The sequence below is a fragment of the Rubrivirga halophila genome (genome assembly GCF_046845755.1).
Classification (GTDB): Bacteria; Bacteroidota; Rhodothermia; order Rhodothermales; family Rubricoccaceae; genus Rubrivirga.
Genome location: NZ_CP177357.1, coordinates 4,003,261 through 4,016,850, shown reverse-complemented (window position 1 = coordinate 4,016,850; position 13,590 = coordinate 4,003,261). Strand labels below are relative to the sequence as shown.

Here is a 13,590-nt window from a genome sequence, read left to right as displayed (position 1 = left end):
GAGGGAGACGAGAGAAGGGTCGGCGATCGGCCGCGGAGCGTGGGGCCGGGAGGTTGCCCACGCACGACGCCCCACGCCCTACCTCGCCATCCAGCCGCCGTCGACGGTGACGACGGTCCCGGTGACGTAGTCGGAGGCGCGGGAGGCGAGGAAGACGGCGGCGCCGGCGAGGTCGGAGGGGTCGCCCCAGCGGCCGGCGGGGATGCGCTCCAGGATCTGGCGGTTGCGCGTCGCGTCGGCCCGGAGCGCGGCCGTGTTGTCCGTGGCGATGTAGCCCGGCGCGATCGCGTTGACGGCCACGCCCCGGCCAGCCCACTCGTTCGCGAGCGCCTTGGTGAGCCCGGCCACGCCGTGCTTGCTCGCGGTGTAGGCCGGGACGGTGATGCCGCCCTGAAAGCTCAAGAGCGACGCGACGGTGATGATCTTGCCCCGCCCGCGCGCCAGCATCGGCGCGCCGACGCGTTGCGACAGCCGGAAGACGGCCGTGAGGTTGGTCTGGAGCACGTGCTGCCAGTCGTCGAGCGGGACGTCCACGGCCGGGTGGCGACGGATCGTGCCGGCGTTGTTGATCAGGATGTGGACCTCGCCCGCGGCCTCGAACGCGGCGTCCGCGAGCCGGTCCGCACCGTCGGGCGCCGAGAGGTCGGCCGCGACCTGCCACGCCTGGCGCCCGGCCTGGCGGACGGCCTCGGCGGTCCCGCCCCGCTGCGTGCTCGTGCAGACGACGTCCGCCCCGGCTTGGGCGAGCGCGACGGCGAGTGCCCGGCCGATCCCCCGACTGGCACCGGTGACGAGGGCGGTCTGGCCCGCGAGGGAGAACATCGAGAGGGCGTCCGGCGGCATGGGCGGGGGCCGGCGGCCCGCGTCACCGCGCGAGCGTCACCAGGCGGTAGTCGGCGCGGCCCTCGGCCTCCAAGACGACGAGGTAGGTGCCCGTCGGCAAGGCCGTGCCGTCGAGGGTGAACTCGGTCATGCCAGCCGGGAACGTGCCGTCGAGCACGCGCTGGACCTCGCGCCCACTGATGTCGAACAGCCGGACCACGGCCGGCCCGGCCCGGCCGAGGGCGAACGCGAGCTCGGTCGTCGTCGCAAACGGGTTGGGGACGTTGGGCGCCAGCCGCGACGCCCGGCGCTCTGGCCGGTCCTCGTCGGCCGTCGCGACGGCGTAGCTCGGGCCCACGTCCTCGGGCGAGAGCGGACCGAGTGTGCGGGGGTCGGCCGAGACCTCGTCGGCGCCCACATCCGGCGTCACGCGGGCCTGCCCGTCCATATCGGTGGCGGGCGCGAAGGCGGCGACGGCGGCGTCGAGAAGCGGGCTCGTGGGCGACGGCCGGAACAGGCCGTCCTCGGCCTCGACGAGCTCGGGGTCGGCAAAGGTGACGCCCTCGGGAAGGTCTCCCGGGCGCCCGAAAAAGATGTTCCCGGACCAGTCCGACGTGCCGACCGGCTCGAGGTCGACCTCGACGATGTCCGCGCTCAGCTTGGTCTGGACGGCGTTGTTGACGACGGTGATGTCCTGGGGCGGGAGCGACTGGTCGCTGCTGGAGCCGACCCCGATCACGAGCGTCCGGTCGTTGTCGACGAACGTGTTGTGGGCCACGACGGGCCGCTTGACCTGGAAGTAGCGGTTGAGCGGCGAGTTCTCCACGCCCTGCACCATCGACAGCGGCGCCCGGTAGCCTGTCCCCCGCAACCCCATAAAGTAGTTGTTGACCACGCGGTGGTCCTCGCCGATGATGCGGACGCCGCCGGACCCCGACACCTCCTCGCCCAGAAAAAAGTTGCCCTCGACGAGGCAGTCGTTCCCGTGGCGGAGCGTGAGCGTGCCCTGAGCGCGGCGGAAGGTGTTGCTCCGGTAGACGTTGCCGTTCGACTTGTTCGAGATGATCTCGATCTCCCCGTTCGTCTCCGTGAACAGGTTCCGCTCCACGACGACATTCGCGTACTGCATGGACCGGCTGCTCGTCCCGATCCGGATCGTCTCGGCCCCGTTGTCGCCGAACTCGGGCCGGAAGCCGAAGTGGTTGTGGTCGATCCGGTGCTCGGGCGGCGCGTCGTTGGGCGGGTCGCGGAGCCAGACCACCAAGAGCGCGCCCTCGTTCGTCTTGCGGGCGAAGTAGCAGTGGTCGACGCGGTTGAACCGGCCGTAGACCGAGACCCACTTGTACTCGGTCCGCGTGTTGGCCGGGTTGTAGTCGGTGATGACGCAGTTCGTCAGCCGGCTGTGGTTGGCGAGGTCGCTCGACGACCGGCGGAACTGGACGACGGGCGTGCCGTCGGGGAGCGCGCCGCCCTCGAACCGGAGCCCGTCGACGACGAGGTAGTCGCCGGCGATGGACAACGTCGACGAGCCGGTCAGCACGACGCCGCCCGGCGTCTCGGCGCGGAGCCGGATCGAGTCGGCCGGGGCGCCGTCGCGGTCGAAGTCGATGGCCGTGTCGGTCCAGGTCCCGTCCGCCATCGTGACGGTGTCGCCGGGCTGGGACGCGCGGATGGCGGCGCTCAACTCGGCGGCGGTCGCGACGTAGCGATCGGTCTGGGCGCCGGCGGACGCCGCGAGCGCGACGAGCGCGAGGGCGGCGAGGAGGCGGCGCGTCATCGGCCGACCGGGAGCGCGTAGGCGGCCTCGAAGAGGACGGCGTGCGTGGTGACCGCGTTGCGGTTGCCGTTCGAGAGCCAGAGGTCCTCGTAGCGCAGGTGCGAGAGCTCGTAGGTCACGTCGAGCACGAGGGGCCCGAGGGCGAGCCCGACGCCGGCCCCGAACACGTCGGCGCGGGCGGGCTCGTCGAGGAGGGCGGCGCCGGCCGGCGCGAACGCCTGGGCCTGCTCGCGGTAGCCGCCGCGGAGCGCGAGCCAGTCGAGGGCGCGGACCTCGGCGCCGAGGTGGACGGTCGCCCCGCTGACCCACGGCCGCTCGGCCTCGGTCGAGTCGGCGTAGAGGACCTCGGCGCTGGCGAGCGCCCGCAAGTCGACGTCGGCCGCGACGGTCACGCGGTCGCTCGGGCGGACCGCCGCGCCGACGGTCACGGCCGGGGCAAAGCGGACCTCGTCGGTCCCGGCTGACCCGTCGCTCCGCGACCACTCGCGCGACAGCGTATAGCCCGGCTGCCAGACGGCGTCGACGGAGAGCGCACCGGTCTCATACCCGCCGGCGAGCGCGAGCCGCGTGCCCGAGTAGTCCGACGTCCCGGTGACCGTCGTCTCGCCGCCGGTCGGCGCGGCCAAGCTGAAGCGGTTCTGGTAGCGGAGCGTGAACTCGCCGCGGTCGCGCGTCTGCTCGAGGTCGTCCGACGAGCCCGTCAAGACCGTCGCCGACACGCCGAGCGAGAACGGGCCGCGCGCGAGCGCGAGCGCCGGGGTCACGCCGTAGACGGAGCCCTCGCGGCGGCGGCTAAACTGGGCCCACCCCACCATGAGGGAGTCGCCGTCCTGGACGCGCGGGATCGGCTGGGGCCGAATCGCGCCGATGTTGGGGTCGAGCGCGTTGTTGTTCTGGAAGTAGTGGTCGAGGTCGGCGACGAGCGCCGCGCCCAGGCCGGCCGTCACCGATACGCCACCGGGCGCGAACGGCAGGGGGACCGCCGCCGACCCCAGCGTCGGCCGGGTCGAGCCGAGGTCCTCCTCCCAGTCCGGCCGGATGTCGTCGAAGGCGCGCGTCGGGTTCGGCGAGCCCGGCTCGTTCTCGAAGATCAGGCTGAGCTCGAGGTAGAGCCGGTTGGGCACCCAGGTCTGGTCCTGGCTGAGGGCCTGGGCTGTGGCCCCGCCGCCGAGCCGGACCTCGGCCTCGGACAGCCGGTGGAGCGCGGCCGGGTTCGAGAACAGCGCGGCGGATGTGCTGAGCCCGCTGGCGCGGACCCCGCCCATCGCCCGGGCGCGGGCGCCGACGGCCGCCTGCTGGTCGAGGCCCTGGACGGTGAGCGGCGCCGCGGCGTCCTGGGCGGCGGCCGGGGGGGCCAGCGCGAGCGCGGTGAGCGCGAGGGCGGCGAGGGTCGTGCGGAGCATAGGAGACGGGGGCACGGGCTAGCGGAGCGTCGCGCCGACGGTGATGCGGTGGACCGAGCCGAGGAACTCGCCCATCGTCCCGTAGCTGTAGTCGACGTTGAGGCGGGCGGCACGGAGGTCGGCGTTGATGCCGGCCCCGAGCGTGAGCCCCTCGGCGTCGTAGTTGACCTTGTAGCCGCCCCGGAGCGCGAGGACCTCGGCGAACGAGTACTCCATCCCGACCTGCATCTGCTGGTCGTAGTCGTTGGGTTGGTGCAGGTCGTAGGCGACCGTCAGCCGGTTCCGGGGGTCCTGGCGGACGATCCCCTGGGGCCCGACCAGGTCGCCGGTCGCCCCGAGCCGGAACGTCAGCGGCGCGGCGAACCGCTCCTCGACAAAGGCCACCTCGGGCCCGAAGTTCTGGACCGACATCGCGATGTCGAGGGAGCGGAACCCGGTCTGGTACTGGATCCCAAAGTCGAACAGGACGGCCCCGGCGCCCGTGTTGAAGGTGCCCCCGGCCCCGGAGTAGTCCCCGTCGTAGAGCGACTCGTGGACGTACTTGGCCGTGATCCCGGTCGCGAACCGGTCGGTCAGGCGCCGGGCATACGAGAGGCCCGCGGCAAAGGCGGTCGGGCTGTAGGAGCCGCCCGTGAGGCCGGGGTTGTAGGTCCCGTCCGTGTTGAACCCGAGCCGGTCGGTCCGGGTCTCGGCGATCGACCCGTAGTCGACAGCCTGGAACTGGACGCCGACCTGCCCGAAGCCGCCGAGCGACGTGGCGTAGCCGGCCGACGTGATCTGGGTGTCGACGAGGTACGGGATGTAGGTGGCCGAGACGGCGTGGCCGGTCGTGTAGGCGAGGCCGGCGGGGTTCCAGAACAGGGCCTCGGCGCCCTGGGCCAGGCCGGCGTACGCGTCGCCCATGGCGGTCGCCCGGGCCGTCGGCATCACCTTGAGAAACTGGAACGACGTCGTGCCGACCTTCTGGGCGTGGGCCGGGCCCGCGGCCACGACGAGCGCGGCGGCGGCGAGCCGGAGGAGGCTGCGGGGGGCGGTCATGGGGCTAGCGGATGATGACGAACTTGCCCTGCGTCGCCTCGCCGTCGGGCGTCGTCACGACGTAGAAGTAGACCCCGGAGGCCAGGCGCTGGTTGTTGCGCGTCTCCTGGAGGTAGGCCACCGAGTACGTCGGGCTGTCGTGCTCGATGGTCTCGACGAGCTGGCCGGCGAACGAGTAGATCCGGATCGTGGCCCGGGCCGGGAGCCCGTAGAACCCGAGCCGCAGCGACGAGTCGCTGGCGCCGCCGAAGCCGGAGTTGACCACGAACGGGTTCGGGACCACGTGGACGGCGCCGAGCGCGGCGACCGCCCCGAGCTGGGTCTCGAACGCGGTCACGTTCGTCCGCCCGCTCGTTCGGCCGTTCTCGTCGACCGAGACGACCGAGTAGTAGAACGTCTCGCCGACGGTCGGCTCGGGGTCGAGCACGACGTAGTCGCCGTCGGGGACGAAGCTGTACGTGCCGGTGTGGACGAAGGCCGGGTCGCCGGGGTTGACCTCGGCGATCGTCTCCCAGGGCCCGGCCGGGTGCGTGCTCCGGGCCACGCGGTAGTGGTCGAAGGCGCCCTGGAGGCGCGGGGCGCTAAAGCGCTCGACCGCGTCGCTCCAGGACAGCACGTTCTGGGCGCGCTCGTCGCTGGCGACGGTGAGGGCCGGGGCCGGGACCGGGATCGGGATCCGGTAGACGCCGGCCTCGGGGTTGAGCTCGGGCCGGTTGTACTCCGGCGCCGTGAACGTCCGCCCGGTGTAGGCGTGGTACGCCTTGTCGGCCACCTCGCGGATCGTGACCACGTCGGAGTTGACGTAGTCCGGGAGATCGTACTCCGAGAGGTAGGGGCTCCCGTGGCGCTTGATGACCGTCCCCTCGTCGGCGCCCGGCCCGTAGGGGAAGATGCTCGGGAAGACCGGGTTGCCGCCGTAGCGGACGGTGTCGGCGTAGCTGGCGATCGGGAAGAACCCGCGGCTCCCGTCCTCGCCGCAGTCCTCGCCGCACGACCCGCCCCAGTCGACGAGGTAGTCGTCCTGCTCGGGCGTCGTCCGCTCGCCGGGCGGGAGGTAGGCCTGCTCGGGGCGGACGGCCCCGAACCCAATCACCTCGGCGAGCGCGAACCGCGCGGTCTCGCCGACCTCGAAGCGGTACGGCCCGAAGACGGTAATCCGCCCGGTCGCCCAGCGCGTCTGGCGGAAGTTGTAGCGGCCGGCGCCGACCCAGTAGTCGAGGTAGTGCTGGTAGGCCGGGTCGTCGACGCCGCCCTCGGGCGGGATGACCGAGCCCTCGCGGAGCGGCGCGTTCTTGCGCGTGTCGACGCGGAGGTAGTTCTCGAGCTTCGACTGCCGCAAGTTGCTCGTCTCCTGGCGGACGAACCACGGCTGCTTGATCTTGACGCCGCCGCCGTACGCCTGCGTCCACACGATCGAGGAGTCGCTCTGGGTCACGTCGGCGAGCGTCTGGCCCTGGAGTGCGAGGCGCTCCGTGTCGAAGTGGAGCATCATGTAGCCCGGGGTGCCCGGCGCGTTGAGGCCGCCGCCGTTCTGGCCGGTCCGGCCCCACTCGTCGTAGTAGACGGGGTCCGGGAGGCCGGTCTGATGGTAGGTGTAGTTGAGGAACCGGAGCGGGTCGAACCGGCCACGCTGGTCGTTGTCCTGGTACTCGTCGTCGGACCACGACCCGTAGGTGCGCAGGTTGCCGAACATGTTGGGCGCGAGCCCATACGCGAACGCGATCGTGACGTCGGTGATGGGCTGGTCCGTGTCGGGGACGGTGTCGCCGTCGCGGTCGCCGGTGTACTCGAACGCGTACTCGTAGACGATGAGGTCGTCGTAGTCGGGGTAGCTCCAGGCCCGGCTCGTCCGCGTGACGGTGATGCCGACCGGCGTGGCCCACGAGGCCACGATGATCTCCTCGGCCTCGTTCGGGTCGTAGGCCCCGTTGAGCGTCCCGTCGGCCAAGACGGGGTAATTCTCGGTCCGCGTGATGGTGAGCGGGTACGACCACCGCCCGACGGTCACGTCCGGCTGGGAGGCCCCGACGCCGCCGCTGAGCGCGTGGACGCGCTCGGTCGAGTCGGGGAGCTGGGCCGAGATGTAGACGCCGCCGCCGTTCGTGTAGTGCTTGCCGTCGTAGTTGATGTCGTCGACGGTGACGGCCGAATTCCCGGGCCACTCCATCATGGGGACCTCGGTGGCGTTCCCGCCGCCGCCTTGGTGGTAGGCCCGCCCGATCTCGCCGGTGTTGAAGACGGTCTCGTGGAGCATCCCCCGCGAGTGAATCTCGAACCGGCGCTGGGCCTCGGCGGGGAACGCGGCGGCCAGCCCGACGAGGGCCACGGCGGCCAGGCGCGCAAGGGGTCGGAAGGCGGTCATCTTAGAGGTCGACGGAGAGGCCGAAAAAGAACGAGCGGGGGGCGTTGTCGTAGATCCGGAAGGTCTGGTTGGCCTCGTAGGGGAAGCTGTCGCCGAGGTAGAGCGCGAGGGCCTCGTCGGGGTCGTCGGTGAACCCGTCCGGCGTCAGGTCCGAGGGGTTCACGGCGAAGTCGTAGGCCCGGAGGTTCCGGACGTCGCGGAAGACGCGGTTGTAGTCGTAGGCCCGCTGGTTGAACAGGTTGGCGACCTCAGCGAACAGGGCGCCCTCGGCGCCGGACGCGAGCCGGAACGGCCGGGTCACCTTGAGGCTCGTCTGGTACTCCATCGGGGCGCGGGCGTCGGCGACGAGCACGTCTTGCCCGGCCGCGAACGACGTGTACGGCCGGCCCGACCGAGCGCGCGAGCGGACCGAGGCCGTCCACCGCCCGAGCGGGTGGACCCCGGCGATCTGGGGGCCGAGCGCGCGCGGCGTGGTCGCGGTGAGCTGGACGATCAGGTTGTGGGTCCGGTCAAAGTCGAGCAGGATGTCGTTGAGTCCGATCCCGGCCCGCTGCTCGTCGACCTCGCCGTTGAGCCCGCGGATAAACTGGGGCGGGGCGTCCTCGGCGCTCGACGTCTTGCCGGTCGCCACCTCGTAGCGGTAGCGGACCGACCCGCGGACGGCCCCGCGCCGCCGCTGGAGCGAGACCCGGAAGCCGCGGATGTCGGCGTAGTCGCGGTTGACGTACGACTGGTACGGGATGTCGACGCCCTCGCTGAAGAACGCGAGCTGGACGAGATTTCGGACGTCCTTGTAGTAGCCCGACAGGTCGAGCGCGAGTCCGCCCGGCAGCCCCTGCGCCACGCCGACCTCGTACATCTTGGTCTCCTCGGGCTCGAGCTCGGGGTTGCCCAGCTGGATGACGGCGAGGGCGTTCGACCGCTGGATCCGGCTCACCAACGACCGCTCGAACGGCGGCCGCTGCAGGAACGCCCCGTAGTTGAGGTGGAAGACGGTGTTGACCGAGATCGGGAACGAGGCGCCGAGGCGGGGCTGGAGCCGCGCGATCCACGACGTCCGCTCGGTCACCGCGAGATCCGGGTCGCGCTCGGCGTTGTCGCCGACGGCCGGCTGCGTCGGGTCGAAGTCGGGGTTGAGGTACGGGTTGTACCGGTCCGCGAAAAACTCGGTGTTGAGGTTGTAGGCGTCGAACCGCAGGCCGAGCCGGGCGATCAGCCCCTCGTACTCGACCTTGTCCTCGACGAACGCCCCGAGCTCGAACGGCGTCACGCGGAACGTCTCGTCCTGGGCATCGGACGGGCTCGACAGGTTGAGCCGGTTGTCGACGTCGAGGTGGTAGAGCCGCCCCTGGATGCCGCCTTTGAGCAGGTGGTTGTTGGTGATCTGGTCGTTGTACGTCGCGTCGAGCGAGTACGTCGACGACCGCTCGTTGCGGAAGTCGTTCTCCATGTACCCGACGCGGAACTGGTCGGGCGTGTTGAAAAAGCGCCAGACGCCGAGGTCGGAGGCGTCCTCGCGGAACCGGGCCGGGTCGAGGACGGCCGCGCCGGACTCGTAGTCGTTGCGGAGCACGCTCAGCGTGAGGTCCACGAACCGGCGCTCGTCGGGGACGTAGGCCAGCCGCGCCGAGCCGCCGAGCGTGGACTCGTCGAACGTGGCGAACCCGCGCTCGCGGTCCCAGAGGTACTGCCAGAAGCTGCTCGTGAAGTCGTGGCCGCGGACCCGGTTGTAGGCCCCGGCGAGCTGGAGCGAGGCGCCGCCGCCGAGCGCCACGCGCGCGCTCCCGAGCAGCTGGCGCGTCCGCTCCGGGCTGTCGGTCGGGAGCGCGTACCACTCGTCGGCGAACCGGGCCCCGATGAACGCGCGGACGCGGTCGGAGACCGGGCCGCCGACCGAGAGGTCGATCTGGCTGTCCATCCGGTCGTCGTACTCGGCCCCGAGCTCCTCGCGCGCCTGGGCCCAGACGGCCTGGGCGATCTGGGCGGCCTGCAGGCTGTCTTCGGCCGTCTCAAGCCCGTAGGCGCTGCAGAAGCTGAGGCCGATCGAGCACGAGTAGAGGCCCTCCCCGCTGTCGCCGCCCCACTCCTCGACCGAGTCGAAAGCGAGGAGGTACGGGTTGTTCTCCAGGCTGAACACGCTCCCGCCAAAGTGCTTGTAGCCCGGCGCCCGGACCCGGACACTGCCCGTCCCCTCCCACTGGTCGTGCGCGCCCGACTGCATGGCCATGTTGATCACGCCGCTCTGGGCGTTCCCGTACTGGGCCGGGAACCCGCCGGTGATCACCTCGACCTCCTCGAGCGCGTTCGCGATCGGGTCGAACGACCGGGCGCCCGTGAACGGGTTGACGATGTTGATCCCGTTCAAGAGGTAGAGCTCCTCGCCCGTCCGGCCGCCGCGGAAGTGGCCGTCCGTCGCCTCGACGGTCAGCCCGATCACGTCGGTCAGCGAGTACACGCCGGGCGCGTTCGAGACCTCGCGGGGCCGGATGATCTCGCTCGAGGCCGTCCGCTCGGGCTCGATCTCGGGCCGCTCTGCGGTCACCACGAGGTCCCCCTCGAAGGTGAGGTCCTCCGGGGCCAGGGTGAAGTCGAGCTCGGTCGTCCGGTCGTTGTTGACGACCACCCCCTCCTGCACGACGGTCTGCAGGCCGACGAACGCCGCCCGGACGTCGTACGTCCCCGGCGTCACGTTGAGGATGGTGAAGACGCCGTCGACGTCGGTCGAGGCGCCCTGGGTGGTCCCGACGATCAGGACGCTCGCGCCGATAATGGGGAGGCCGTCCGTGTCGACGACGGTCCCGCTCACCTTCCCGGTCTGGGCGTGGGCGCTGCCGGCGAGCAGGAGGGCGAGGACGCCGAGCCAGAGTCGTTGCATGGGGGTGGGAAGCGCTTCCGAGATGAGCAACGTACTTGTAACATGTCATACAAGTCAAGAGGGGACGCCGCCGTGCCCTAGACCCCTCGCTCGTGGTCACAGCCGACGTCGGGCTAGCGTCCGGCTCGACGGGCTGGCGGTCTCGATGTAGGGGGCGCGAGCGCACGGGGCCGGGCGGCGGTGGGCCTATGTTTCGGCACCCACCCTCCTCGTTCCGTTGGCCTCCTCCCCCCCGCCGGCCGTCCGCGACCCGGCCCGCCTCGCGACGCTCCGCGAGAGCGAGCTGCTGGACTCGCTCCCCGAGGAGGCCTTCGACCGGCTGACGCGGCTGGCGGCCCGGGTGCTCGGCGTCCCGACGACGCTGCTCTCACTCGTCGAGAACGACCGGCAGTTTTTCAAGAGCCAGGTCGGCCTGCCCGAGCCGTGGGCGCAATGGCGCGAGACGCCCTTGTCGCACTCGTTCTGCCAGTACGTCGTGGGCACGGGCGAGCCGCTCGTGGTCGAGGACGCCCGGCTCGACCCGGTCTTGCACGACAACGAGGCGATCGCCGACCTGAGCGCCGTCGCCTACGCGGGCGTGCCGCTGACGACGCCCGAGGGCCACGTGCTCGGCAGCTTCTGCGCCATCGACGACCACGCGCGGGCGTGGGCGCCGGAGGACCTCGAGGCGCTCGGCGACCTGGCGGCCATGGCGATGACGGAGATCAACCTGCGGAGCAGCCTGCGCAACCACCGCCTGCTGACCGAGAACGCCTCGGACATGATCTCGACGCACTCGCTCGCGGGCGTCTACCGGTACGCCTCGCCAGCAGCCCGGACGCTGCTCGGGCGCGAGCCCGAGTCCTTGGTCGGGCGGTTCGCCTACGACCTCATCCACCCCGATGACCAGGCAGCCGTCCAGGAGGGCCACGCGGCCGCCCTCGCCGACGAGTCGCGGACCTCCACGACGCGGTATCGCCTCCGGCGCGCCGACGGGACCTACGTCTGGGTCGAGACGAGCGGGCAGGTCGCGCCCGGCGGCGCCGGCGGCCACGAGGTCGTCGCCGTCACGCGCGATGTGTCGGCGCAGAAGGCCGCCGAGGACGCGCTGGCGGCGGAGCGCGAGCAGCTCGAAACGCTGACCGAGGCGATCCCGCAGCTCGTCTGGACCGCCCTCCCGGACGGCGCGCTCGACTACGTCAGCGGGCGCGTGGCGACGTTCCTGGGCCGATCCCGCGAGGCCGTGCTGGGGGCCGGCTGGAAGGACGCCGTGCACCCCGACGACGCGCCCCAGGCCTTCGCGCGCTGGGCGCACGCGCTGGCGACGGGCGAGCCTTACGAGGTCGAGTTCCGCCTGCGCGACGCCGACGGCGCCTACCACTGGCACCTCGGCCGCGCGCTCCCGCTCCGCGACGAGGCGGGCGCGATCGTCCGCTGGTTCGGGACGAACACCGACATCACCGACCGGAAGGGCCTGGAGGCCGCGCTGGAGACCGAGCGGGCCCGCCTCGAGTCGCTCTTGGACGAGCTGCACCAGACCCAGCTCCAGCTCCTCCAGCAGGAGAAGATGGCCAGCCTGGGGCGCGTCACGGCGGGGATCGCGCACGAGATCAAGAACCCCCTCAACTTCGTCGTCAACTTCAGCGAGTTCGTGGTGACCCTGGCCGACGACCTGCGCGACGCCGCGCCGGGCCTCTCCCCGGAGGCGGGCAAGCTCCTCGACGACCTCGCGGCCAACGCCGGCCGGGTGCGCCGCCACGGGCACCGGGCCGACCGGATCGCCCGGTCGATGCTGGAGCTGGCACGCGACAGCACGCCGGTGCTTGTGCCCACGGACGTCAACGCGCTCGTCGCCGAGCACCTCGCGCTGGCGTGCGACGAAGACCCCGCCCGTGCCGACGGCGTGGCCGTCGAGACCGCCTTCAGTCCGGCGGTCGGCGAGATCGCCATCGACGCGGATGCCGTCGGGCGCGTGGTGATCAACCTCGTCACGAACGCGCTCGACAGCCTGGTGGAGCGCGCGCAAGCTGGAGGCGCGTTCACGCCGCGCCTCTCGGTGGCGACCCAGCGGGCGGGCACGGGCGTCGCCGTCGTCGTCCGCGACAACGGCGTGGGGATCGCGCCGGCGGTCGTGCCCCACATCTACGAGCCGTTTTTCACCACCAAGCCGCCCGGGCAGGGCACCGGCCTCGGGCTCGCCCTCGCCTACGAGACGGTCGTCCAGACGCACGGCGGGCAGCTCGCGGTCGAGACCGAGGTCGGCCAGGGCGCCACGTTTACGGCGACGCTGCCGGACGGCGCCCCAGGCTAGGCCACGACCGGGGCGAGGGCGAAGGCGTCCGCCAGCAGGTCGTAGGACCGAAGGCGGGCGGCGGGGTCGTGAACGGTCGTGGTGACCATCAGCTCGTCGGCGCCCGCGGCGTCGGCGCGGCGCTGCAGCTCGGCGCGGACCGTCCCGGGGTCGCCGACGACGGCAATCTGGCGGTACTGGGCGACGGCCTGCGCCTCGGCCGGTGTGTAGTCGTGCGCGAGCGCCTCCTCCGGGGACGGCAGCGGCTCGAACCGGCCGGTCCGGATGCGGGCCCACGCCAGCTCCATCGTGTGCGCGAGCCGGCGCGCCTCCTCGTCGGTGTCGGCGCAGACGACGGAGACGGCCAGGATCGCGTGCGGCGCGGGGAACGCGGGCGACGGCTCGAAGGCGGCGCGGTAGGCGTCGAGGGCGGGCGCGGCAGGCGTCGGCGAAAAGTGGCTGGCGAAGGCGTAGCCCAGCCCGTTCGTCCCCGCAAAGGCGGCACTCGCGCCGCTCGACCCGAGCAGCCAGATCGGCGGGAGGTCGACGCCCGCGGGCGTGACGCGGACGGCCCCGAACGGGTGGTCCGGCGCGAACGTCCCGCGCGACATCGCGACGAGCTCGGCGAGCTGGTGCGGGAAGTGCTCGGCGTCGAACGAGCGGAGCGCGCGGATGTGGGCGGCGTCGGTGCCCGGCGCGCGGCCCAGGCCGAGGTCGATGCGGCCGGGGAAGAGGGCCTCGAGCGTGTGGTACCGCTCGGCGACCAGGAGCGGCGCGTGGTTCGGGAGCATCACCCCGCCCGACCCGACGCGGATCGTCTCGGTGGCGGCGGCGACGTGCCCGATGATCACCTCGGGCGCGGAGCTCGCGATGCTCGGCATCCCGTGGTGCTCGGCGTACCAGACGCGCGCGTAGCCGGCGCGCTCGGCGAGCCGGGCGAGGTCGACGGTCCGGTGGAGCGCGTCGGTCGCCGTCCCGCCGGACGGGATGGGGACGAGGTCGAGGACGGATAGGGCGAGCGACATGAGACCTGGGAGAGCGGCG

Annotated in this window: 8 protein-coding genes; 1 reads left to right on the top strand and 7 read right to left on the bottom strand. The window is 72.1% G+C overall.

Annotation, left to right across the window (positions count from 1 at the left end; genetic code table 11):
* Positions 1 to 78: 78 nt before the first annotated feature.
* The 6 genes from kduD to ACLIRP_RS17560 are packed head-to-tail and all read right to left on the bottom strand — an operon-like array spanning position 79 to position 10,277.
* Positions 79 to 843 (bottom strand): 2-dehydro-3-deoxy-D-gluconate 5-dehydrogenase KduD, encoded by a 765-nt coding sequence (kduD, locus tag ACLIRP_RS17585; RefSeq protein WP_412061773.1) that lies wholly within the window; start codon positions 841 to 843, stop codon positions 79 to 81.
* A gap of 22 nt (positions 844 to 865) precedes the next feature.
* Positions 866 to 2,599: a chondroitinase-B domain-containing protein gene (locus ACLIRP_RS17580; RefSeq protein ID WP_412061772.1), complete on the bottom strand. Its 1,734-nt coding sequence runs from the start codon at positions 2,597 to 2,599 to the stop codon at positions 866 to 868.
* Positions 2,596 to 4,002: a hypothetical protein gene (locus ACLIRP_RS17575; protein WP_412061771.1), complete on the bottom strand. Its 1,407-nt coding sequence runs from the start codon at positions 4,000 to 4,002 to the stop codon at positions 2,596 to 2,598. The genes ACLIRP_RS17580 and ACLIRP_RS17575 overlap by 4 nt, the downstream gene beginning before the upstream one ends.
* Positions 4,003 to 4,020: 18 nt before the next feature.
* Positions 4,021 to 5,040 (bottom strand): PorV/PorQ family protein, encoded by a 1,020-nt coding sequence (locus ACLIRP_RS17570; protein ID WP_412061770.1) that lies wholly within the window; start codon positions 5,038 to 5,040, stop codon positions 4,021 to 4,023.
* Between the two features lie 4 nt (positions 5,041 to 5,044).
* A complete protein-coding gene (locus ACLIRP_RS17565) occupies positions 5,045 to 7,402 on the bottom strand; it encodes a T9SS type A sorting domain-containing protein (protein ID WP_412061769.1) in 2,358 nt (785 codons plus the stop codon).
* Position 7,403: 1 nt separating this feature from the next.
* Entirely contained in the window at positions 7,404 to 10,277 is a 2,874-nt protein-coding gene (locus tag ACLIRP_RS17560; protein ID WP_412061768.1) for a TonB-dependent receptor, read from the bottom strand.
* 217 nt (positions 10,278 to 10,494) lie between these two features.
* Between ACLIRP_RS17560 and ACLIRP_RS17555 the strand changes: the two genes are divergently transcribed.
* A complete protein-coding gene (locus ACLIRP_RS17555) occupies positions 10,495 to 12,567 on the top strand; it encodes a PAS domain-containing protein (protein WP_412061767.1) in 2,073 nt (690 codons plus the stop codon).
* Here ACLIRP_RS17555 and ACLIRP_RS17550 read toward each other — a convergent pair.
* Positions 12,564 to 13,571 carry an LLM class flavin-dependent oxidoreductase gene (locus tag ACLIRP_RS17550; RefSeq protein ID WP_412061766.1) on the bottom strand — a complete coding sequence of 336 codons (1,008 nt, stop codon included), beginning with the start codon at positions 13,569 to 13,571 and terminating at the stop codon, positions 12,564 to 12,566. The genes ACLIRP_RS17555 and ACLIRP_RS17550 overlap by 4 nt on opposite strands.
* Between the last annotated feature and the right edge of the window lie 19 nt (positions 13,572 to 13,590).